At 35.1% G+C, this 24,098-nt stretch carries 27 protein-coding genes; 1 reads left to right on the top strand and 26 read right to left on the bottom strand.

Features of this window, described 5'->3' with window-relative positions:
• The first annotated feature begins 205 nt into the window (after positions 1-205).
• Positions 206-310 (top strand): putative holin-like toxin, encoded by a 105-nt coding sequence (locus tag AC4BBX_RS11775; protein WP_490454014.1) that lies wholly within the window; start codon positions 206-208, stop codon positions 308-310.
• A gap of 578 nt (positions 311-888) precedes the next feature.
• Here the strand turns inward: AC4BBX_RS11775 and AC4BBX_RS11770 are convergent.
• The 26 genes from AC4BBX_RS11770 to AC4BBX_RS11645 all read right to left on the bottom strand — a co-directional run bounded on the left by AC4BBX_RS11770 (position 889) and on the right by AC4BBX_RS11645 (position 24,085).
• A complete protein-coding gene (locus AC4BBX_RS11770; RefSeq protein WP_490454013.1) occupies positions 889-2,043 on the bottom strand; it encodes a flagellin N-terminal helical domain-containing protein in 1,155 nt (384 codons plus the stop codon).
• Positions 2,044-2,326: 283 nt separating this feature from the next.
• The gene (flgL, locus tag AC4BBX_RS11765; protein ID WP_490454012.1) at positions 2,327-3,361 is read right to left on the bottom strand and encodes a flagellar hook-associated protein FlgL; all 1,035 of its coding nucleotides are present in this window, start codon (positions 3,359-3,361) and stop codon (positions 2,327-2,329) included.
• A 4-nt stretch (positions 3,362-3,365) separates the two neighbouring features.
• Positions 3,366-4,832, bottom strand: a complete 1,467-nt coding sequence (gene flgK, locus AC4BBX_RS11760) for a flagellar hook-associated protein FlgK (RefSeq protein ID WP_490454011.1) — start codon at positions 4,830-4,832, stop codon at positions 3,366-3,368.
• Between the two features lie 11 nt (positions 4,833-4,843).
• A complete protein-coding gene (locus AC4BBX_RS11755) occupies positions 4,844-5,212 on the bottom strand; it encodes a flagellar protein FlgN (protein ID WP_490454010.1) in 369 nt (122 codons plus the stop codon).
• Between the two features lie 3 nt (positions 5,213-5,215).
• On the bottom strand, positions 5,216-5,503 hold the full coding sequence (gene flgM, locus AC4BBX_RS11750) for a flagellar biosynthesis anti-sigma factor FlgM (protein ID WP_490454009.1): 288 nt from the start codon (positions 5,501-5,503) through the stop codon (positions 5,216-5,218).
• Between the two features lie 98 nt (positions 5,504-5,601).
• Positions 5,602-6,702, bottom strand: coding sequence for a flagellar motor switch phosphatase FliY (fliY, locus tag AC4BBX_RS11745; RefSeq protein WP_490454008.1), 1,101 nt, complete (start codon positions 6,700-6,702; stop codon positions 5,602-5,604).
• Complete coding sequence (fliM, locus tag AC4BBX_RS11740; protein WP_490454007.1) at positions 6,695-7,711, bottom strand: flagellar motor switch protein FliM; 1,017 nt, start codon at positions 7,709-7,711, stop codon at positions 6,695-6,697. Before fliM ends, fliY begins: the two co-directional genes overlap by 8 nt.
• Positions 7,712-7,724: 13 nt before the next feature.
• Positions 7,725-8,123, bottom strand: coding sequence for a chemotaxis protein CheW (locus AC4BBX_RS11735; RefSeq protein WP_490454006.1), 399 nt, complete (start codon positions 8,121-8,123; stop codon positions 7,725-7,727).
• Positions 8,124-8,164: 41 nt separating this feature from the next.
• Entirely contained in the window at positions 8,165-8,527 is a 363-nt protein-coding gene (locus AC4BBX_RS11730; RefSeq protein ID WP_490454005.1) for a response regulator, read from the bottom strand.
• Between the two features lie 85 nt (positions 8,528-8,612).
• A complete protein-coding gene (locus AC4BBX_RS11725; RefSeq protein WP_490454004.1) occupies positions 8,613-9,200 on the bottom strand; it encodes a chemotaxis protein CheC in 588 nt (195 codons plus the stop codon).
• A gap of 2 nt (positions 9,201-9,202) precedes the next feature.
• Positions 9,203-11,245, bottom strand: a complete 2,043-nt coding sequence (locus tag AC4BBX_RS11720; RefSeq protein ID WP_490454003.1) for a chemotaxis protein CheW — start codon at positions 11,243-11,245, stop codon at positions 9,203-9,205.
• A gap of 71 nt (positions 11,246-11,316) precedes the next feature.
• Positions 11,317-12,084: a CheR family methyltransferase gene (locus AC4BBX_RS11715; protein ID WP_490454002.1), complete on the bottom strand. Its 768-nt coding sequence runs from the start codon at positions 12,082-12,084 to the stop codon at positions 11,317-11,319.
• Positions 12,085-12,089: 5 nt separating this feature from the next.
• Entirely contained in the window at positions 12,090-13,106 is a 1,017-nt protein-coding gene (gene cheB / locus AC4BBX_RS11710; RefSeq protein WP_490454001.1) for a chemotaxis-specific protein-glutamate methyltransferase CheB, read from the bottom strand.
• Between the two features lie 77 nt (positions 13,107-13,183).
• Positions 13,184-13,672, bottom strand: coding sequence for a chemotaxis protein CheD (locus tag AC4BBX_RS11705; RefSeq protein ID WP_490454000.1), 489 nt, complete (start codon positions 13,670-13,672; stop codon positions 13,184-13,186).
• Positions 13,659-14,150, bottom strand: coding sequence for a chemotaxis protein CheW (locus AC4BBX_RS11700; RefSeq protein WP_490453999.1), 492 nt, complete (start codon positions 14,148-14,150; stop codon positions 13,659-13,661). Before AC4BBX_RS11700 ends, AC4BBX_RS11705 begins: the two co-directional genes overlap by 14 nt.
• Before the next feature lie 31 nt (positions 14,151-14,181).
• Positions 14,182-15,477 carry a methyl-accepting chemotaxis protein gene (locus AC4BBX_RS11695; protein WP_490453998.1) on the bottom strand — a complete coding sequence of 432 codons (1,296 nt, stop codon included), beginning with the start codon at positions 15,475-15,477 and terminating at the stop codon, positions 14,182-14,184.
• 139 nt (positions 15,478-15,616) lie between these two features.
• Positions 15,617-16,330, bottom strand: coding sequence for a cell division ATP-binding protein FtsE (locus AC4BBX_RS11690; RefSeq protein ID WP_490453997.1), 714 nt, complete (start codon positions 16,328-16,330; stop codon positions 15,617-15,619).
• 11 nt (positions 16,331-16,341) lie between these two features.
• Entirely contained in the window at positions 16,342-17,127 is a 786-nt protein-coding gene (locus AC4BBX_RS11685; protein WP_490453996.1) for a flagellar hook-basal body protein, read from the bottom strand.
• 183 nt (positions 17,128-17,310) lie between these two features.
• Complete coding sequence (locus AC4BBX_RS11680) at positions 17,311-18,015, bottom strand: flagellar hook-basal body protein (RefSeq protein WP_490453995.1); 705 nt, start codon at positions 18,013-18,015, stop codon at positions 17,311-17,313.
• A complete protein-coding gene (locus tag AC4BBX_RS11675; protein WP_490453994.1) occupies positions 18,012-18,722 on the bottom strand; it encodes a sigma-70 family RNA polymerase sigma factor in 711 nt (236 codons plus the stop codon). The genes AC4BBX_RS11680 and AC4BBX_RS11675 overlap by 4 nt, the downstream gene beginning before the upstream one ends.
• A gap of 21 nt (positions 18,723-18,743) precedes the next feature.
• Positions 18,744-20,819: a flagellar biosynthesis protein FlhA gene (gene flhA, locus AC4BBX_RS11670; RefSeq protein ID WP_490453993.1), complete on the bottom strand. Its 2,076-nt coding sequence runs from the start codon at positions 20,817-20,819 to the stop codon at positions 18,744-18,746.
• Between the two features lie 25 nt (positions 20,820-20,844).
• Positions 20,845-21,909: a flagellar biosynthesis protein FlhB gene (gene flhB / locus AC4BBX_RS11665; RefSeq protein ID WP_490453992.1), complete on the bottom strand. Its 1,065-nt coding sequence runs from the start codon at positions 21,907-21,909 to the stop codon at positions 20,845-20,847.
• A gap of 11 nt (positions 21,910-21,920) precedes the next feature.
• Entirely contained in the window at positions 21,921-22,676 is a 756-nt protein-coding gene (gene fliR, locus AC4BBX_RS11660) for a flagellar biosynthetic protein FliR (RefSeq protein ID WP_490453991.1), read from the bottom strand.
• A gap of 9 nt (positions 22,677-22,685) precedes the next feature.
• A complete protein-coding gene (gene fliQ / locus AC4BBX_RS11655) occupies positions 22,686-22,949 on the bottom strand; it encodes a flagellar biosynthesis protein FliQ (protein ID WP_490453990.1) in 264 nt (87 codons plus the stop codon).
• A gap of 16 nt (positions 22,950-22,965) precedes the next feature.
• Positions 22,966-23,727: a flagellar type III secretion system pore protein FliP gene (gene fliP / locus AC4BBX_RS11650; RefSeq protein ID WP_490453989.1), complete on the bottom strand. Its 762-nt coding sequence runs from the start codon at positions 23,725-23,727 to the stop codon at positions 22,966-22,968.
• A complete protein-coding gene (locus tag AC4BBX_RS11645; protein ID WP_490453988.1) occupies positions 23,714-24,085 on the bottom strand; it encodes a flagellar biosynthetic protein FliO in 372 nt (123 codons plus the stop codon). Before AC4BBX_RS11645 ends, fliP begins: the two co-directional genes overlap by 14 nt.
• Positions 24,086-24,098: the final 13 nt, after the last annotated feature.

Raw genomic sequence — 24,098 nt, 5'->3', positions numbered from 1 at the left:
AAGTTGAGAAACGCTGTGTTTAGCAGACAATTTTTCTCAACCCAAATTTTTTTATTATTTTAGAAGTATTTTTCTCTTAATTTTATTTATAACCACTGTCATTCTGTTATACTACAGTAGACAGTAAAGTTTAATGACGGTGGCTATCCATTGAAAGTGAGGTGGTGCGTATGATCGTACTTTCAAAAACTGAGGGAGACGCCTTTTGTCTGCATTGGAAACAATTCAGTTGATTCTAAGTTTTGGTATGTTTACCATTGCTTTGATTAAGCTGATTGTCGAATTGCTTAAAAATGACAAAAAGAAATAGCCGTCACTTTAACCGAGAACTAGCTATTTCTTTTTGAAATATTCAGTTTAAAGGTCACCGTTCTTTAATCGGTGCTGTTAGGGGAGTTGTTAGCGCAACTCCTCTTTACATTTTTATTATATAAATAAAACTACAAAGCGTCAACCGTTATAATCAAATAAGATGAGAACTTTACCAATTAAGCTTGAACTACCTTAGATAACAATACATGATACCGTTGCACTAATTTATCAATCAATTAATCAATCGTCCATTCTTCAGCTTTTCTCTGACCTTTCGTTACCCAAATCAACAAAATTTATGGGTTCATCCATTTTTATGCTTAAGGTTTCCTTTACATCTGTAGAAGCAGTTTTAACATTCCTATTTCTAGACTGGGAAATCCTGTATTCAGTTCCTTCGATTTTTTTGTCGGCATTTTTTATCTTCCCTACCATATAACCATACAGGACATACGTCCATCATCTGTTATCTTCAAATAAGTTTACCAATTCCTGAACAGTTACTCAGATTCTAGCTATCAAAAAATATGTATAGAAAAAAGCTGGTAGTTTCCCACCAGCTTTTAAAAATTGTTATTAACCTTGTAACAAACCTAATACGCTGTTTGGCATAGCATTTGCTTGAGATAACATCGAAGTAGCAGCTTGAGAAAGAATATTGTTCTTAGTGAATTCCATCATTTCTTCAGCCATATCAACGTCACGGATACGTGAGTTCGCTTCAGCTAAGTTTTCTTGAGTTGTAGTCAAGTTTTTAACAGTGTGGTTCAAACGGTTTTGAGCAGCACCTAAGTCAGAACGTTGTGCTGAAACACGTGCAATTGCATTATCTAATTTATCAATTGCTTCAGATGAATTTTTACGACCTGGACTTTCAACTGCTTCATTGAAATCTTTAACAGCATCATCATAAACTCCTTTTGCTCCTCCTATTTCAGCAGGTGTTGAACCTTCTGGATCACCGAAGTACGCTTTATAAGCAAGTTCGTGAGCTTCTACAGCTGATTTCCAAGCAGTTTCGGCAGCAGCATCTTTATCACTTGTTTCATAAGCAATTTTAGCCGCTTCAAAAGTTCCTTTTGCTCCTAATTTTACATCATCAGCACCTTCTGGATCACCAAAGTACAATTTGTGCGCAGTCTCATGAGCACCTTTTGCAGATGCTAAATCAACTTTAGCATCTGCTACATCTGTAGCTTTTGCAGATAATGAGACAGTTGTATCTAAACCTAATGATTTAGCGTCCATTTTATTAATGGTTACTTCCATTGTTTGACCACTATTTGCTCCAACTTGAAGTGAGAATTTTTGACCGTCTGAATTCAATAATTTTTTTGTATTAAATTCTGTTGTATCAGAAATACGTGTCAACTCATCTTTTAATTGACTGAATTCTTTATCAATCTCTGTACGGTCATCATAGCTTAAAGTTCCATTAGAACCTTGTACTGCTAAATCACGCATACGACCTAAAATAGAGTGAGTTTCATTTAAAGCACCTTCAGCTGTTTGAATTAATGACACACCATCTTGTGCGTTACGTACTGCTTGTTTTAATCCACCAATTTGGCCTTTCATTTTTTCAGAGATTGCTAAACCTGCAGCATCGTCTCCAGCTTTGTTGATACGTAGTCCTGATGATAATTTCGCTAATGAATTACTTTTAGAAGCGTTAGCGTTAGTTAAACGACCGTAAGTATTCATAGCTGAGATATTTGTATTAATTCTCATGTTTGTTTCCTCCTAATTTGTCTTTCACTTTTTCTAAGGTTACCCTTCTGATATGTAATATCGGTAGCTTTTTTTAAGTTTTAATAGTTAATTTCTATTTTCTTAAAATAATTTTTGGCGATACTATTGAAGCTTAACCTCTGTTATTAATTATCGGAGCATATTGAGATAGTTTAATAGTTAATTTTATTTTTTTCTATTTTATTTGCGATTAATTAGAAAAATAAGAATGTCCTACTTGTGATGATTCCATCACAAGTAGGACATTCTAAATTATCTTTAATTAACGAACATAGTCCAAGATAGATGTCTGCATAATTTTAGTTCCCATAGACATAGTTGCTTGATAAGCAAGCATTTGGTTTTGATACTCCATGTACTTTTCAGCAACATCGACATCTTGACGTTCTGAAAGTGTGGTATTTAATGATAACTTGTCTGCTTCATTACGATCTCCTGCAGAACGCAAGCGGACTGCAATCGCATCTAATTGGGTTTGGAAATCAATGACTGTATTACTTAATTTATCAAGTTCATCTAGTTTGTCTGATAGACCACTCAGTAGACTATCTCTTGGAATTTTTTCACTATCTGGATCACTTGGATCATTTGGAATACCTGATGAATCAACATCAATATAGGTATTCATTTTTGCAATCAAATCATTAAAAAAGGTATTCATCTCTGATGGTTTGTCAGAATCATTTGGATCTACTACACCGATAATTTTCCCCCCATCGGTTGGTAAGACTAGATTGACTCCATCTGCGATTTCACGAGTGATTTCTTTATCTGATCCGTTATACTTAATTCCAATAATCTCTTCTCCATCTGGAGCTTCTACAATATCACCATTTTCGTCAAAATTTCCCCGCACAACAGAAAAAGGTTGTTCAGTTGTATTGACCCCACCAAAAATATAACGACCATCAAAGTTGGTATTCAAGGCTTCAACCATTCCTTGAATTTCTTGTTGGATTTCATTTTTATTGGCTTTAATTTCATCCACACCTTGTGTGCCATTGGCAGAGTGAGAGATTAGACGGCGAATATTTCCCATAGAATCATTGATTCCTTTTAAAGCAGAGGCTTGAGTATCCACCCATCCTTGACTGTCTTTAATCTCTGAATTAAAAGTTTTATTTTTAGCAATTGATACATTCAAATTCATAATTTTAGAAACCAACAATGGATTATCAGAAGATTGACTAACTTCTTTCAAACTAGAAATTTGGTTTAATGTTTTTTGTACTTTGACAGCATTTGATCCCAGATTTTTGATGAAGTCATTATACGTTGCATTACTAGAAATTCTCATCTTCTTACACTCCTGTTCGGTTTATTAATGTATCTAACATTTCTGAAATGGTTTGAATGACACGAGCATTCGCTTGGAAAGCTTGTGAGAAACGAATAACATCGGATACTTCCTCATTGATATTAACCCCAGAAACAGATTCGTTTTTGTATTCTAATTGGTTTAATAAAGTTAATTGTGCTGCAGCAGTGTTATCTGCTTGTTGCTTGGAAATTCCGTTTTTGGTTACGATATTGTTATAACTTTCTGCAAAGGTCATATTGTTAAATATCTCATCTTTTTCAGAAAATAAGCGCCCGATTTTGCGAGCTAATTCGCCATCTCCAGCTGCACCTGACTTGCCCGCTTTTAATGTTGATGGATCGTTTCTTAAATCTTGATTCACTCTCAAAGTGCTTAAATCTCCATCGATCAGCTCAAAGAAATTTTCCTCTTCAGTGCCATCTGGGTTATAAACTTTATTAATCGCTCCAACAACTTGTTCAACAAATTTATTCAGTTCACCTAAACGTTCATCAATCTCATTACCAGCTTCTTTGAAACCACCAATTTCACCTGCTTGCACTTTAGCTTCAGTATAAGTGGTATTACCATCAGAATCTTTTCCCTTCACGACGATTGTGCCTAATTTGTAATCACCTGGTATATCTGTTCTCTTCTGAGCATCCCCACCTTGGGAAATCAACGTTTTTCCATTTGTGTCATAATCAGAAACAACACTAATCTCACGAACACCATTTTCAAGATCCAAAATAGTTACTCCGTTGTCACCTAATTTCAATTCTGATACACGGCCAAAACGATCAAAAGTCGCTTGGGTATCTGCTAAACCAGCAATGTCTTTTAGTAATGAATCCCGAGTATCTAATAAATCATTAGGTGTCGTACCATTAGAAGCAATTGCAAAAATTTGATTGTTTAATTCTGCTAATTGTTCTACTTTTTGGTTCAAATCTAGAGTACTTTTTTCAACGTTAGAAAGTGTTTCTCCACGTAGTTGTTTCATTTGGCTTGCCATTTGATTAATCATATCTGTAAAAGTATTTGAATTTTCAATTACTAATGTCTTAGAAGTTGCTAATTCTGGGTTACTTGCTAATTTCGCCCAAGAATCATACATCACAGATAATTGATTAATAATACCTGTTTCAGAAGGCTCATTCATAAAATGCTCTAATTGACCTAAAGCATCTGACTTTTGTTCAAAAAAGCGGAACTTTGAATAAGCATCATTGGTTTGTGTACGAATAAATGAATCAACAATTCGATCCACACTTTTGGCTTTCGCCCCCATACCAATGCTTCCGACTCCTGCCATATAATACGGTCTTTCAGCTTGCATATGTACACGTTGACGAGAATAGCCGTCCGTGTTGATATTTGCAATATTGTGTCCACTAGTTTGTAGCCCCAATTGGTTAGTATTCATTCCTCTTGTTGCTGTTCCTAACGATCCAAATAAACCGGTCATCGACTTTCCTCCTAAAATTCAGTATCAACGAGTGTTGTTGCTGTTTGATTTTGTACTCCATTTGCCGGATTCACATAAGTGTTACTGTAAGTCGTTTGTTTCATTGTGTCTTTCACTGCATCCATCAACGTCGTTTGGAAACTCATTGCTTGTTGTGTCAGCAATAGATTTTCCTCTTGTTGTTGTTGAATTTGTAGGATTAGCTGACGCATTTTATCGGTAATTTCACCTTCATACGCATTAAAAAGAGGCACGAATTCCTCTTTTTGAGCAACTAACTCTTCTAATTTTTCGGCTTGACCTTTGATTAAAAAGCCACGTTCTTTTTTTAGTAATTGCGTAAATTTGTTTAATTTACGCTCGAATTCGTTTGTATTCATTAATTAAAAATCCTCAGTTCTATTCATCGCCTTAAACATACTACTTGCAATTTCTTCACTTGATACTTGATAAGATCCATTCTTGATAGCTGCTTTTAAAGCGGCTACTTTCGCTGAGCGGGTTGAGTTAGTTGTATCATTCGTTTGTGTTGCACGAATTTTTTGAGTTGTTTCGGATAAGTCAATATTATCTTTACGACTGCTTACACTAGCTGCTGTATAACTATCTTTGACTTTTTTTGATTGTAAGCTGCGATCACTGTATTCGCCATAGCTGCGTTCTATTTTCATTTGGAGTTCCTCCTTGTCCACTGTTCTATCTGTATGTTAATAGTATCGGACAAAAACAAAAAAAGTTAAACTTATTTGTTTAACTTTTTTAAATTAATTTAATTTAGATTCCTTAGTCGTTGTTTCGGTGACATGATATTGGTAATTCTGACACCAAAGTTTTCATTGATTACAACTACTTCTCCTGTAGCAATCAGTTTTCCATTTACTAAGATTTCCAAAGGTTCATCCGTTAGCTTATCTAATTCTACAACAGAACCAGTACTTAATGCCAAAATATCTTTGATTGATTTACGACTCTTTCCTAAAATAACACTTAAGTCTAATGGAACATCCATAATTAAATCTAAGTTGTCATTGTCACTTTCAGCTGGAGTATTTTTTGAAAATAATGGTTGAAATTCAGCTTGACTGACTTCAACTGTTTGTTTTGGTTTTGGCGCTTCTGTACGTGTTGGTGTTGGTTTTTCCACCTGTTGCTGAGCTGGTTTTTTAACTGGTTCTTCAGCTACAAAAGCTTGTTGGGATTCTCGGATGTTGATTGCTGTATCCGAAAGCATAGCGTTCGCAATATCATTTACAACTTCTTCTGAAAAGACTTGCATAATTTCGCTTTCGATCACTCCCTCTACATTTAATGAGAAAGAAATACGATAAATATCTTCATCCTTTACAATTCCATCAAAATCGATTGGTTTTTGATTTTCCCATAAGTTGACATCTGGTGGTAAAATATCGACTTTACGATTAATCATGGTTGCCATAGAAGTAGAAGCCGAACCAATCATTTGATTCATGGCTTCAGCGACAGCACTTAATTCCAACTCAGTAAACTGCGTGTTTGTTGGCGCGCCATCGCCTCCCATCATCAAATCTGCAATAATGATAGCATCTTTCACTTCTAATAACATCAAGTTTGTACCATATAGCCCCTCTTTAAATTCAACCGTGGTTGAAACTTTGGGTGCACTTAAAGTATCTAAAATTTCACCAAATTTTACTTTCGATACTTTTGGTGTAGTAATCATTACACGACGATCCAAAATAGAGGACAACGTGGTAGCAGCTTGTGACATGGAAATATTTCCAACTTCACCAATAATATCAAATTTATCTTTTTCCGTTAATTGAGGTCCTGAACTAACTGCTCCCCCATTTAATATTGCATCAATTTCTGCTTGTGATAGACTTTCACTCATTATCTCCCTGATCTCCTTCCATTTCATCTATTAGCTCAATAGCAAGTTGATTATTTTTTGTTCCCGGTACTACACGATAGAAAGGTTTTCCCTCAATAAATGTATCCAGCGGGTCTGTAATTTTTCTATTTAATTTTACTACATCTCCAGGTACTAAATGAAGGAAATCGGAGAGACTCATTTGAGCGTCACCTAATAATACTTCCAGCTCTAGCTGTACACCATTTAAGTTTTTTTGTATTTCTTCAGAATCCATTTGATCCGTGGATTGATTTGTATCAAACCAATTTCGAAAACTCAATTTATCGATAATTCCTTCGAAGAAAACGTATGGAATACAAATATTAATAAATGTCTGTACTTTGAAAATTGTGACAGTAAATGTAACTAATACTACAGGTTCATTGGGTGACATGTTTTGTAACAACTGAGGGTTAGTGTCCATCCCTTCTAGAGAAGTCGAAAGTTCTACGATGTCTTTCCAAGCATTTTTGAAAGAAGTAATCAATTGTAGCATCACTTCTTCTAATACTGTCAATTCAATATCTGTAAATGATTTTTTGTCTAATTGTTCATCGACATACGCTTGTTGCTGATGAATTTCAGTCCCACCCAACAATAATTCCACTAGTAACATACACAATTGGGGATTCATTTCTACTATTTGAATACCATTCAAAGGCTTAGATTGTAACAAACCTAATAAAGTAAACCTTGGAATAGAATGTATAAATTCATCATAACTAACTTGCTCAATTGCAGCTAATTGGAAAGTAACGTTTGTTCGCAAAATGGTAGATAGCATACTACTTCCCATTTTGGAAAAATCTTCAAAAATCATATGCAAGGTGTTTACATATTCTTTTGAAAGTTTTGTCGGTCGTCTAAAATCATAATTTTTGATTTTTGACTGTTCGTTTTCTTCTTCGACTATTTCTTGATCAATTTCGCCGCTACTCATAGCATTTAATAATCGATCAATCTCTTGTTGCGACAATACCTGATCCAATGAAATCCCCCATTTACTCAAAAATCATATGATTCACACGAATCACATTTGCTACCTTATCTGGGAAGGACACAATGCCAGAATAATAATCTGCATAGCCTTCCTCGTTCATTAATTGAATTTCTTCTGCTTTGATATCCAAGACTTCGACAACTTCTTCAATCAACAGTCCTTTTTTATCTTCATCATTTTTCATGATTAAAATATTGCGATTGGCCCCATCAGTCGGAACTCCGATTAATTTGGAAAGGTTCACAACTGTTAACACCGTACCTCTTAAATTTATCAATCCTTCTACCCAATGCGGTGCCAATGGTACTTTAGTAATTTTGATTGTATCAATTACTTCTTCCACCGCATCTGCAGAGATGAGATAATTCTGATGATCCATCTTAAATAGAATCATTTGCATCTTTAATCATCTCCTAGCTTGTTTTAGTATTTTCTCAATGATTAAGAAAGAGCTTTATCGACAGCTTTGATGACACGATCGGTATCAAAAGGTTTTACGATGAAATCTACAGCTCCTGCTCTGATTGCATCCATAACCATCCCTTGTTGGCCCATCGCACTACACATTACAACTTTAGCTGCAGGATCAACTTCACGAATCATTTTTAATGCTTCTAATCCATCAACTTCAGGCATTGTAATGTCCATAGTAACCAAATCAGGACTAACTGCTTGATAGCTATCAAAAGCCTCTTGACCATTTTGTGCTTCCCCAACAACTTCATAGCCATTTTTTTCTAAAATGTCTTTTAATTTCATACGCATAAATACCGCATCATCTACAATCAAAATTTTCTTTGCCATTAATAATTCTCTCCTCGTTCGTGTTAATGTATTAAAATTTCAAAATTGAAATTTTAGTTTTAGTCTCTCTAATAGTTCTGTATTCTTAAATCCCTAAGGTAGTTAAGATTTTTTCGATACCACCTGTTTCTGGAATGAAAAACAAAGAAGCTTCTAGTCTATCTTCATCGTAAGTAAATTCATTTCTAATTACCATAATTTGATCATCAAATTGATTAAGTGCCATATAAACACTACTGATAATCGCTCCAAAATAATCATATTGAATGATTGGTAAGGAGGAAATCAATTGATTCCCCAAAAATTTACCGATAGCGCCTAAAAAAGAATTAGATACAATATTCGTTAATTCATTCACGGCAGAAGCTTTGACTTCTTCATCAAATTCGGTGGTACCAACCATGAATTCAGTCATTTTGTCAGCTGCGGGATTAGTCAAAACGAATAGGAATACGCCTCGGACATCACCAAGTATTTGACTAACGACTGCATAAACTTCCTCGTTTTCAGCTAGAAGTTGTTGATACAGCTTTTCATAGCTTAAGATTTCTACTTCAGGTACACGCATATCAATTTTGCGGTTGACCATCATTGAAATACTGGTAGCAGCATGACCACCACCAATATTAATAATTTCTTTTAATCCGTCTAATTGTAAATCTGTATAAGTCATGATTATTTCCTCTGATCATAACAAATGGCATTTACATCTAGAATTAAGGCGATTGAGCCATCTCCTAAAATCGTTGCCCCTTGATATTTTCTTGTTTGTTGTAAAATACTGTCAATCTTCTTAATGACCACCTCTTGTTGTCCAATCAGTTCATCTGATAAAACAGCATAATAACGTTGGTCTATGTTAACTATGATAGCATAGTATTTCTCAGTTTGTTTCTTTTCTAGCTGTAAAACTTCATTCGTTCGAATAACTGGAATCATCTGTCCTTGGAATTCGTACACTTCTTCATGCAAGGTTCCTTGGATTTCAGGTTCTCGAATCATTACGACTCTTTCAACAATATCCAATGGAATAGCAAAATTTTCATGACCAATTCTTACCATTAAAGCATCAATAATTGATAGCGTAAGTGGTAATTTGATAATGAACATTGTTCCCAAGTTGACTTGACTGCGCAACTCGATAGTTCCACCTAAAGAAGTGATTTTCGATTTTACAACATCCATCCCCACACCGCGTCCAGAAATATTAGTTACTTCTTGGGCAGTTGAAAAACCTGGATGGAAGATTAATTGTTGAATGTCTTCCTCACTCATGCCTTCTGTTGAAATTCCTTTTCTTTCGGCACTTTCACGAATGACATCTGGGTCAATTCCTTTACCGTCATCTTCAATTGTAATAATGACCTGATTTGCTTCTTGGAAAGCAGACAACATAATCGTACCTTTGCGGTCTTTGCCAGCAGCTTCTCGAGCTTCAGGAGACTCAATTCCATGATCGACTGAATTTCTTAGTAAATGGACTAAAGGTTCACTCAATTCAGAGACAACAGTTTTGTCTAACTCAGTTTCTTCTCCGGTAATAATTAAGTCCATGTCTTTACCTAATTCAGTGGACAAGTCACGAACCATTCGTGGAAAACGACTGAATACGACTTTGACTTGTTGCATCCGAATTTTCAAGACTAAATCTTGTAATTCAGAGGTTAATCGAGAGACTTGTTCTAAAGAATCTTTGATGTCAGTAATATTTTCTCTTGTACTTACTTCTTCCAATTGATTGCGGTAAACAACTAATTCAGAAACTAGATTTAAGAATAGATCCAAACGTGACAAATCAACCCGAATCGATTGATTATTGTTGTTATGATGGGTCACGCTTGAAGTTGATTGTTGTTTTGCTTTTGTTTCTTTAGGTTTCTCTTCAACTTTTTGGCTAACAACTTCTTCAACAACTTCTTCAGTCACAATCTCTTCACTTGTAGAATCAAGAATATGTTTTGTTTCATCAAACAATTCTACTTTAACTTCTTCAATCTCACTGTTTCCTAGAATATTTTCTAAGACTCGTTCTTTATCATTTTTTGTTAAATATACAACATGGAAATCAGACTCAAAATCGCCTTCTTCTAATACTTCTGTCGTTGGTTCTGTGTGAAGTAGATCTCCTTCTTGTTCTAATTTTTCCATAATCAAAAATGCTCTTGGTCCTTTTAGCAAAGAACCGCCTTCTAAACGAATCGCAATACTGAATGCTTGGTACTCATCAGCTAAAGCATTTTTGATTACATGTAAATCGCTGTCTTCTAACTGGCTAAAACCAACAACTAACTCACCGCTACTGGTTTCAGGAACTTCTTCAACTGTTTCTGTATCTTGTTCTTCCACACCTTGAAGTTCTGTTAAGAGATCTTCTATTGACTCATGCGTTAATTCTTTTTCATCGCGTAAATCTTCGACGAGACTAGATAATTTATCTAAACAACGAAAGATTAATGAAATTGAGCTACTTGTAACATCCACTGTACCTTCTTTGAATTGTTCAAAGATATTCTCCATTTTATGAGTTAGTTCAGTCATTACGTCATAGCCCATTGTCGCTGCCATCCCTTTTAGCGTATGAGCAGAGCGAAAAATTTCATTTAATAAATTGGTATCATTGGGATTGCTCTCCAATTCCAAAACATTATCATTCAATTGTTGTAGATGGTCATCTGTTTCTTCGAAGAACAGTGTGCGATAAATACTGTTGTCATCCACACTTCTTCAACTCCTTATTTCTTCCAAAGTATTCATTTCATCAAAACTCTTGCATACAAAAACTGTTGCGTTTAAACTTTTTGATAAATAAATGAATCAATTTTTTTCAAACCAAATTTTTCCGAAAAATTAATTGTCTCTGTTGCTCCAGTGAAAAGAATGCCTCCTGGTACTAAGGATTCACTAAATTTACGATAAACATCATCCCGTGCTTCATTTTTGAAATATATCGTTACATTTCGACAAACAATGACATGACATTTATCTTCATAACGATCTTTCAGTAAATCATGTTTTTTAAACATCACTTGACGCTTAATTAGTTCCTTTAGATGAAACTCATCAGTTGCAACTTCTTCAAAATATTCTTTTTTTTCAAAAGTTGGAATATTTTTAATCTCGCTAGATTTGTAAATCCCCTGTTTTGCTCGTTGTAAAATCTTTTGATCAATATCCGTTGCAATAATTTTACTTGTCATTCTATTTTTTTGAAGAATCATTGCCAAGGTATAGGGTTCCGCTCCAATTGAGCAAGCCGCACTCCAAATTTTCATTCTTGGAAACGTCTGATTTAATTGAAGTAAATTCTTTTCAAAAATGTCAAATAATTCTCGATTTCGATAAAATTCAGTTACATTAATAGTGATATGTTCTAAAAATTCCTGCTTAGCAATTGGATCTTTCTCCAACAACTTAGCATATTCTTCTAGAGTACTCGCTCCTCTAGATTCCATAATGTTAGCAATTCTTCGTTGCATTTGTTTTTCTTTATATGCAGCTAATTGAATTCCTAACTTTTGTTCAACCCACTTATTAAAAAAATCAAAATTTAATTGCATCTTTTTCACCTAACCATTTGTTTGACTTTATTTGCAATTTCTTCTAAGCTCAACACTTCATTAACAGCACCAGCTAAAATTGCTTGTCTCGGCATTCCGAAAACAACACTGGTTTCCTTATCTTGGGCAATTGTGTATCCTCCAAGACGTTGGATTTCTCCCATCCCTAAAGCACCATCTTTGCCCATACCAGTCAAAAGTACACCAATTAATCCTTCACGATAAGTGGAAGCTGCTGATTTAAACAGATAATCCACTGCAGGACGTGTCCCATGTACTTTTGCTTCTTGGTTCAATGCAATTCGACCTTGTTTTATGGTCATATGGTAATCCCCAGGACATAAGTAAACACAATTTTCTACTAACATTCCATCCGTTGCTTCTTTTACTGGTACCGCACATTCATCATTTAAACGATGGGCAAAGGAAGTCGTAAACCCCTTTGGCATATGCTGTACAATAAAAATAGGAACCTTAAGTGTTGAAGATAAGCTCTTACTTAACTGTAATAGTGCTTTTGGTCCACCGGTTGAAGCCCCTACAACAACCGCTTGGATTTTATCTGGTATTTTTCTTTCGCTTATTTTGAGATTTGGTTGACTAATTTCTTTGCGTTCTTGCTTAGTAACTGGTTTTTTTTGACTGTGAATGGATTTTATTTTAGCATGAAAATCTCTGACCCATTCATTCTCTATTTCTTTAATATTTGTCGGTTTCTCAACAAAATCCGCTGCCCCTAGTGCTAGAGCCTCGATAGTCACTTCTTTATTGGATAAGGCACTTAACATCACTACTGGTACATCATAGTGTTGCTTAATCTCTTTTAGCGTGCTCAAACCATTCAATATCGGCATTTCAACATCTAACAATACCAAGTCTAATGGTTCTCGTTTCTTCAAAATATCTAGTGCCTGTTGACCGTTTCTAGCAGTGTTGGTTACACGAATATTTGGCATTTTTTCCAATAAGTCGGTAACAATTTTTCTCATGAATGCCGAATCATCTACAACCAATATATTCATTTTCTACTCCTTCATTCTACATCACTAATATGTAGAAACTTTTTTCATTAGACTTGTTGTAACAGATTAAACTTGCTTTAAATATAGACAACTTCCTTATTTACAATGCGAACCATTGTTGAAAAATCTGTCAAATCAACAATCATTGTTCGCCCCATATTACCTCCGACGTGTCTTCCAACAATTTGAATACGCAAATCGGCTAATACTTTTTCAACTGCTTCAATGTTTCTCTGACCAATACCTGTTGAGGCATTGGCATTAAATTCAAACATGCTTGCTCCACCAACGATTTTGGCCTTCAATCTTGGAACAGGTATTTGCTTTTTTAACTCTTCTACCATTTCTGGTAAAGCTAAATCTGCAAATTTCGCTACCTTAATATCTTGTTTCCCCGCAAACATTTGACTGTCAGGTAACATAATGTGGCTTAAACCACCAACTTTTGTTTTTTCATCATAGATGATCGTTCCGATGCATGAACCCAATCCCACTGTGATTAATTTATCTGGCGCTTGCCCGACTTTATAATCCGAAATTCCTACACGGATATCAGTCTGCGACATCTTCTTGTTCCTCAGAATCAGCCTCGATTAGCTGCTCTATCTCTAAAAAAGCTTCTTTGCTTTGCTCATTGTTGAATAGATATTCAAGTTCCAATAACATGACGACTTCATCTTCTAGTTTAAGAAACTTTTCAATGTAGCTATTTTTTAGTAGGGATTTGACTAAATCTTGTTCGTAACTTGTTTCTTCCATGTATGAAATACCAATGATATCCTCGACATACAATCCTTGTAAATGATCTTGCCAACGACAAAGAATAACTTTACTCTCATCTTCTTGATTCGAAAATTGTCCGAATAATTTTTTTCTAATGTCTACGATTGGCAACATATTTTCATGATATTCATATACACCTAAAATAAAATCAGCGACTTCGGGGAGGGCGATGAAACGATTGGCTTCAATCACACGATCAACGTCTTTGACACGAATGGCAAAAAGTTGTTGATGACTTTTAAAAACGACATATTGTTCCATGTCTACACTCTTCCTTTATATATTTTTTCGTTTACAGCTTAAATTGCTCTACTTGGAAACTCAAAATCATCGCTGTATTGGCAATCTCTTGGACTTCTTTTTCCAAATTCTCGATCACTAAAGATACATTTTCCAAATTTGAACTTACTTCTTGAGTACTTGCTGAGGTAGATGTGATCGAAGCAGAAATATTGTTGACTGAACGTTGCACCAAGTCTTTTTTAACTACAATATTTTTGATATGTTCTTCTACTGATTGAACACTGTTAATAAATTGATCGACTACATCAGTGATTTCATTTGCTGATTCAATCGCTTTGTTCAGTGTTTCTGTTTGTCTTTCACCATTTTCATAAGAAGTAGACACAGCTTTTACCATATTTTCTGACTTGCTACGAATGCTCGTCATAATGTTACGAATATTTTTTGTTGATTGGTTACTTTGCTCTGCTAATGTCCGTACTTCTTCTGCAACAATCGCAAAACCACGACCAGCTTCACCCGCACGTGCAGCTTCAATCGAAGCATTCAAAGCTAACAAGTTAGTTTGCTCTGAAATATCATTAATTAATTGGACGATTTGACCAATACTTTGGATATCTGTGTCCATTTCTTTCATTTCATTTACTAGACGAGATTGATCCATACGTTCTATTTCCCAATATTCAAAAACTTTGAACATCATTTCAGCATTCGCAATATTGCTTTTTTGTGCTTGATCAATGTAAGTACCAATTTGATTGATATCTTGATTAATTGCTTCAATATCATTAGCTAATTCTTCTGTCTCTTGCACGGTTTGTTCTGCGTCTGTTGCTTGAGAGATGGATGAATTTGCAATCTGTTCCATATTTTCTTGAATATTTACGACTGATTGTTGAATGTCTCTAGATGTTTCGTCTAATTGTGCCGCCATATTCGTCATGCGACCACTTTCATCTTTCATCCCTAAGATTAATGCTTTAAACGTATTAGCAATACTTCTGAATAAATCGACAACTATCGCAACAACTGGTGACTTACTCTTGATTTCAGCTTCTTCGATATGTTGAAAGTCTCCTTCTCGAACATATTCTAATTGTGTTGCTAATTGCTCAAAGCCTTGGTTTCTTTTCTTGTTAGCAAATAATGTATACGCAATCGCGATAGTGCCAAAAATTAGAATGGCAATAATCGAAAATAGTGTATAAGATTGAATCATTTCAACATTTCCGTTAGGTCTTACTACGAAAAAATATCCTGCAAACAACACAAGCACAGTACTAATCAATGCGATGATTCCACTCAATGGAATACTTGAGAAAAACGTTTTAATTTTCTTCTTCATTTGTCTACCCTTTCTTCAACTACAATATATTTGTCTACTCTTAGATCCTATCTCTGACGCTTGCTAGTCCCTCCCTTTCGCCAAAAATGATAGTCCTAGCATCTCTATCGGATATTTTGACGAAAATTAAAGTAAGCATTTACCAAACATACACATCTTTTGGATCAGAAAATCGCGTATAACCACCTGACTTTTGATCACGAACCAATTTTCCATCTGAAAGCTCCAAAACTCGTTTACGGATAGAGTTGACCATCGTACTATCGTGGGTAGCAATTAATATTGTCGTTCCACTATCATTAATTCGCAGGAAAATTTTCATCATTTCCACTGCTGATTTGACGTCAAGGTTGGCGGTTGGTTCATCCGCTATAAGTAATAAGGGATCGTTCACTAAAGCTCGAGCAATAGCAACTTTTTTTCTTTGTCCGATAGACAAATCTTCAATCATCATTTGCTGATAGCCCCACATATTCACCTTTTCTAATGCTTCTTTTGCTAAAGCTACTAAATCAAGAGATGGGTGACGGACAACTTGCAAAGCAAACAAAATATTTTGCAAAACCGTTTGTTGTGGTAAAAATATATCTTCTTGATGTACAATTCCTAATTTTCGACGTAACAAATAGAGAGCATCGGAACGGATTTTATTCACCAAAATATTATCTACTTGGACAGAACCACTTGTGAGTATAATTTCTTTTGATAATATCTTTAAGAGAGTTGTTTTACCTGATCCATTGGGACCGACCAGATAAACAAACTCTCCTTGATCTATTTGAAATGAGATATCATTAATCGCCAATTTATCTTTTTGTTTATACTTTTTATTGGCCTTCTCAACTTTTATCATGTCTTCACCTTTTATTCAGTAAATCGATTCACCGTACTTAACATGTCATCTGTACTTTGCAACACTCTTGTATTTAGGGTATATGCTCTTTGCGTAGCAATCATATCTGTCATCGACTTAGCTAAATCAACGTTAGAGTTTTCCAAACTAGCTTGTCGAATATTGCCAAAAGCATTTGGATTAGTCAAAGAAGTTTGTAGATTAGCTTCATTTGCCACTCTGAATAGATTACTTCCATCTGCAACCAAATCATCTGAGTTTTCTGGCATGAATAATAAAATTTGTCCCACCGGATAATTATTATCACCATTAACAATCGATACATTCCCATAAGAATCAACACTTGGCGTTCCTTCTGGCCACTCTTGATACGGAACTGTCGTTGCCATTTCAACTACTTGGCCTCGTTGATTAACTAGTTGTCCTAAAACATCTCTACCGAAGTTTCCTTCACGAGTTAATAATAATTCACCACTTGCTTCTCTAACACCAAAAAATCCTGCACCTTCAATCGCAAAATCATAAGCTGACTGTGTATCAGTAAAACTACCTTGAGAAAAATTCACACCCTGTTCTTCGATAGTAACACCACGGTTAAAACCAAGATTTTGTGTATTCTCAGGAAAATCAACTTCTTCAGCAGTTGTTGGGTTATTTAATAATTCGCGAAAACTGATTTGTTTTTCTTTATATCCCGTTGTGTTCACATTCGCAATATTATTTGAAGTGACATCCATATGTTTTTGTAAACCATTAATTCCAGAACGGCTAACATTTAACAAACTATTTAAATTCATTTGTGCTCCCCTTACTCTTCTTTTTGGTCAAACTTTAGTTACTATTCACAGCAAACTTAACGCTTCACTGAATGGAGACTATAAGATTCAGTTGGTCCACAATCGACAAAAGTAGCTTTCGTAGTGTAGTAAATAGATTAAAAAGATAACTGTGAATGATAACTAAATTTATTCACTGGTTACTTAAAATCGACCTAATTCATTAACTGCTTTTCTCAATGTTTCATTCGTTGTACTCAATACTCGTTGATTGGCTTCGAATTCTCTTGATGTTTGAATCATTGCTACCATCTCATCAGCAACTGTTACGTTAGCTTTTTCTAAATAACCTTGATAAATTCTTGGTTCGTCAAGAATTTGTTCTGCATCATTGGTTTGGTAATAAGTATCCCCTTCACTCACCATATTTTCTGGATTAGCAAAAGCGACTACTCTAAAGTTCGGATTAAATCCAGCCGCAGTTGGCTGATCACCCTGACTTAAAACAAGAAATCCTTCTTGCGTTACATACTGATTTTGGTCATTGATTATAAAATTTCCGTTTCTAGTATAGGCTGTTTCTCCGTTTGGTAATAAGACCGCAAAATACCCCTCTGCACCAATCGCAAAGTCAGTTGGACGACTTGTTTCTTCAAACGCTCCTTTTTCTGTATTTAACGCTGCTCCCGAAAGTTCATTACCAAAAGTTATTGTTCCTATATCATTACGTTGATTGAGTCTGGTACCACTTTGGTAGTTATGTACTTCCACTTCATTCAATGTCTGTTGAAATAATCTTTTTGCTTGAAAGCCTGTTGTTTGTACATTACTCATGTTACTACTGATATTTTCTTGACGCTTTTGTAAAATATTAAAGTTTTTTGTTAATGTATCAAATGCGCGAATCATGCCATTTCCTCCTCAATCAACTTCTTCAACTTAGCAATTGTTTTTCCATGTATTTGAGAAACCCGAGCAATGGATACTTCCAGCACTTCGGCAATCTCTCTTAGTGTTAATTCTTCTTTATAATAAAGGCTTAACAGAATTTGTTCTCTTTCTGTTAGTTGTTCAATACTGTTTTGTAATGCTCCTTTATGTTCTTCATCCAATAATAAGTCATCGGCTGATTTTACTGATGCATCACGAATGGTCTCTTTTAATTCAATTCCATCATCTTCTTGACTATATAAAGTATCTTCTAAAGAGATGCTGGCTAAATAATGAATACTATTAAAAATATCAGCTAGTTGTGTGGTTGTGATATTCATTTCAGAACAAATTTCATTATCTGTAGCTTCTCGTTTGAGTGATTGCTCTAATTCTTGTTTCGCTTTGTAATAGGCATTAACGTGAGCCATTTTATAACGAGAAAGTTTGGAATTTTTTCGCACTTCATCAATAATTGCTCCACGAATACGAATGGCTGCATAACTTTCAAAAGGAACTTTTTTGGAAGCATCAAACTTATGGATCGCATCCATTAAACCTATGACGCCAATATTAAATAAGTCGCCACTTTCATATTCTTGGCTTTTAATACCAATGCGGTTAACCACTCGTTCGACTAAGGGTAAGTATTTAATAATCTCATCTTCTCTGCTTACTGAATACATCCCTAACACCCCTTTCGTTCACTATATTTCTAAGTTACCAACCGTTTCAATCATCATTTCATTAGGAATTTCATTTAACGACAAGACTGCTACATCAGGGAAATTAAAGGAAATTAATTTTCTAAATGCCAAGCGAATTTTTGGCGAAGCTAACACCACATGAGGGACGTTTTCTAACATCAAATGTTGGTGAACATTTCCTAGTGTTTCTAAAATTTGATTGACTGTATCAGGTTTTAAGACTGGATAAGATCCAGTTGCCGTTTTTTGAATACTTTGTAGAATAATATCTTCTACTTTTGGATGAACCACAATCACATTAATTGAATGATTATTATCTGCATATTTAGCAGAAATCGTACGTTTTAAAGATTGACGAACATACTCGGTCAGCATCTCAATATCTTTGGTAACTAAGCCATAATCAGCTAATGTTTCCAAAATTGACGCTAAATCATTGATTGGAATTTGTTCATCCAATAAATTTTGTAAAACCTTTTGAACTTCCCCTAAGCGCATAATGTCGGGAATCAACTCATCGATTACTACGTTGTATTGATCTTTAATTCCTTCCAATAATTTTTTCACTTCTTGACGACCTAACAATTCGGAAGCATGACCATAAATAATTTCTTTTAGATGTGTTGCAATAACTGTCAAAGGTTCAATTACTGTGAAGCCTTGTAAATCAGCGGCATCTTTATCTTTCTCGTCAATCCACATTGCATCTAAGTTAAACGCTGGTTCTTTGGTTAACTGACCATTAAATGGAAATTCGTCACCTTGACTGATGATCATAAACTTGTTTGGATAAATGTCCCCACTTCCTACTTCATTTCCACGAATCTTGATTGAATAATTGTTTGGTTCTAAATATAAATTGTCCCGAATTCTCACGGGATTAACTAGAATCCCAAGTTCATGGGCACTTTGTTTTCGAATAGCGACAATTCGATTCATCAGACTATTATCAACAGAACTGTCGACCATCGGAATTAATGCATACCCAATTTCAATAGAGATTGGTTCCACTTGAAAGGCAGATACAGATTCCTCTTCTTCTTGCTGTTCTTTTTTGCGTTGTAAGGCTAGCGTTTGCGCTTGCTTTTTCTCTTCAATAATAGCTTTTTCTTCTTGTTGTTTAATCAACATACTAAAGCCAAACATCGCCACACCCATAATTGCAAATGGTAGGAAAGGAAAACCTGGTACAATTCCTAAAACAAATAAAATGGCTCCAATAATTCTAAACAAGGATGGATTTCGTGTGAAGTCTCCAGCTAAATCAACACCGAAGGACTGAGAACTATCTGAACGTGTAACCATAACCCCTGAAGCTACTGAAATTAACAAAGAGGGAATCGAACTAACTAAACCATCACCAATGGATAATTTCCCAAATTGTGAAAAAGCTTCCCCAATGGATAGTTGTCCATTCACAGAGAAAATAACTGCTCCACCAATCAAATTGATTAGGGTAATCATGATACTTGCAATTGCATCCCCTTTAACAAACTTACTCGCACCATCCATGGAACCGAAAAAATCGGCTTCTCGTTGTAAGTCTTTTCGACGTTTTCTCGCTTGATCTTCTGTAATCAAGCCAGCATTTAAGTCAGAATCAATCGCCATTTGTTTCCCTGGCATCGCATCTAACGTAAAACGTGCAGAAACTTCGGACACACGACTGGATCCATTCGTTACTACAACGATTTGTACAATCGTGATAATGATAAATAGAATAATACCCACAATATAATTATTTCCTGCTACGACATTGGCAAAGGCATCAATGACATTTCCAGCATTTCCATTTGTTAAAATCAATCGAGTGGAGGATAAATTTAATCCTAATCTAAGCATCGTCGTCACTAAAAGAACGGTGGGAAAAGTAGAGAACTCCAAAACACTTTTAGTAAACAAGGTAATCAATAAAATATTGATCGCAATTGTTAAGTTAACAATAATTAAAAAGTCTAGAATGGTTGCTGGAAGTGGCACAATAATTAATCCAATAATTCCGACAACTAAAAAGGAAATAACTATATCCGCATAACCAAGGGACTTTCCTTTTTTCCCAGCTGTTACTTCGTTCATGACTTCTCCTACTTTCTAAAAGTTTTTATACTTTTCTTTTGTTCTCTTCTTCCATCTGGTACACGAGTGCTATAATTTCTGCTATCGCTTCGTACCATTCGACAGGAATAGCTTGTCCCGGTTCAACTTGTGGGTATAAAGCTCTAGCAACGGGTCTATTTTCAATCATCGGTACCTTTTGTTCTTTCGCTTCTTCTTTCATACGTTGAGCCAACTCATCCGCACCTTTTGCTAAAACAATCGGTACTTCATCTTTAATCGGGTCATAACGTAAAGCAATCGCATAATGTGTTGGATTTGTGATCACAACAGTTGCTTCTTTCACTTGAGAAATAGCATTACGAACCATCGCTTGATATTTTGCTTTACGTTGAGATTTTACTTGTGGATCTCCCTCGTTTTGTTTAAATTCTTCTTTGACTTCTTGCTTCGTCATTTTCAGTTTTTTAATGTGGGAGTATCTTTGGAAAAAATAATCTAAGATTGCTAAGGCGAATAAAATAATGCCAATTTGGATAGCTAAATCCTTAATAAAATTCAATAAAAAATATAAATGCTTTTGCGTGCCCGCTGTACTTAGATTTAATAAGATGGGTAAAACTTCTTTTACCTTGTTGAAACAAATATAGATAACAATGATAAATTTCATCAAAGTTTTAAATAGATTCATCATGGCTTGTTTGCCAAATAAATTTTTAAAGCCTTGTAACGGATTTAATTTTTTAAAATCTGGTTTAATAGCTTTTCCAGAAAATAACACACCGACCTGGATAAAATTACCAACGACGCCTACAAAAACTGCAATGACAAAAAATGGGAGACAAGTTAATAAAAATAAAAAAATTGATTGCATCGCAATTTTAGGTAAATCCTGCAATAAGTTTTCATAGTTATTAATTCTCTGAATAGATGCCACTAAATTTGGCAACAGTTGGCTCATCATGAACGTCCATAAAGGAACCAACATTCCAGCAAAAATCAATAAGGAGACGGAAGAGGAAATATCCTGACTTTTTGCGACTTCCCCACGCTTACGGGCGTCTTTTAGACGCTTGGGGGTGGGTTGTTCTGTCTTGTCATCATTACCCATTTTTCCTCACCTCACACACTTAAAGATTGTATAAATTCCTGTAAAAATAGTAGGGCTTCTGGAAGCCTCTTACCTAAATAACTCACTACATTAGGAATTAATAATAAAAATAAAACAAAACTCGTTAATGTTTTGATTGGCATTCCTAACATTAGGACATTGATTTGTGGAATTGTTCTCGAAACAATTCCTAAGACAATATCAATCACCAATACAGAAACGACTAAAGGTGCCGCTAAATTAAGGGCCATTTCAAAAGTTCCTAAAAATAATTGCACAACTCCATCGACAGTTGGACCATCCATTGAAAGTACACCCAAAGGGATCAAACGAAAAGATTCCACCACACCTTCAATTAAAAGATGGTGTAAATCTAATACAAAGACCAAGGCAAGCGTTATCCAGTAGTACATTCTGCCATACTGAGATGACATAATCTCGAAAGCTGGATCAAAGGCTTGCGCCATTGAAAAACCTACCTGAAAGTCTACTAACTGTCCAGCCATCTCCACACCAGTAAAAACCAATTGACTTACATATCCCATGGCTAATCCTAGTAATACCTCTTTGATGCTCGTTAAACCAAAGAGAAACATCGGTTGTACGGTTGTGGTTACCTCCACAAATTGCCATGAACCTAAAACTAAGCTACCCGCTAGAATACTTCTAACCATTAGTGGTACGCCTCGTTGCGAGAATACCGGACAAATTGCCATAAAAGATAATATTCGTATAAAAACTAAAAGAAATACTTGAACTTCAGCCATTTTCTTTCCTCACATTGACGAGATAATCTGGAAAATCGATTGCGTAAACTGTAACAGTGTATTTAACATAAAGTTTCCCGCTATCATTAACGTTAAGAAAATGGCCAGTAATTTTGGGACAAAACTTAATGTTTGTTCTTGAATTTGTGTGGTTGCTTGGAAGATACTAATTAATAGCCCCACAACCATTGCAACAATAACAACTGGGCCAGCAACAACTAAAATTTTCATAAAGGCTTCTCCCAGCACATCCAATACCAATTGAACGGACATTCATTTCCCCTACTTTCTAATAAAAACTACGCATCAGTGATTCCACTACTAAATACCATCCATCGACTAAAACAAATAGCAATATCTTAAACGGAAGTGAAATCATAACCGGTGAAAGCATGAACATCCCCATTGACATTAAAATACTTGAAACTGCCATATCAATAATTAAAAATGGAATAAAGATTAAAAAACCTATGCTAAAAGCAATTCTTAATTCACTAATAATAAATGCTGGTGTCAAAATCGTAATTGGTAAATCTTCATATGATTCATAAACACCTCGACTGTCTGCCAAATCAACAAATAGCTCAACATCCTTGTCTCGTGTTTGTTCATACATAAATTCTTTGATACGAACTTCAGAACGATCGAAGACTTCTTGTTGTGTGATTTCTTCATTTTGAAAAGGTTGTATTGCTTGATCATAAATATCCGTATACACCGGACGCATTACGAAAAATGTTAAAAATAAAGCTAAACCAATCAATACCTGATTCGGTGGATTTTGTTGTGTTCCTAGAGAATTCCGAACAAAAGACAACACCATGATAATTCTTGTAAAAGAAGTTGTCATAACTAACAAAACAGGAATAATTGACAACAAAGTCATCATAATAAACGTATTTAACGTAGTATCAGAAGAACCAGTATTAGATAATAAGCCATTAATTGTATCTGTAATTTGTTCCGTATCTAGAGCGTAAACTTTTGTCGGAAACAATAGCAACAGTCCTAGTATACTCGACAAACCAAGCCATAATTTATTCTTTACCATCAGTTTCTTTCCTCTTTCCTGTCAATTGCTCTTTCTTTTCGTGGAAAAATTGAGAGAACTGCTTTGGAACAAGCTCAGGTTTGGATTGTGAAGCTAAATATCTTTCAACTTCTTCAGGTTCTAATTCCCGCATAATCTCATTCGTTTGTTCAGCCAAACTCATGACATAGTATTTATCTAAAATTTTGACAATACCGATCGCAGAAGACTTACTCACCGCAACTCGCTCAAGGACTTGCAACTTTTTATCTCCAAATTGTTGGCTACGATTGTTCATATATTTTAATAATTGGTTCGCGGCATACAATAACACGACTAAAAATACAATCATTCTGATCAATAAAAATACAATTTCCATAGTTGCTCCTTAT

It is taken from the genome of Enterococcus sp. AMC1157 (assembly GCF_058216555.1).
Note: the sequence above shows the minus strand (reverse complement) of the source record. Positions and strands in the feature narration are given on the sequence as shown.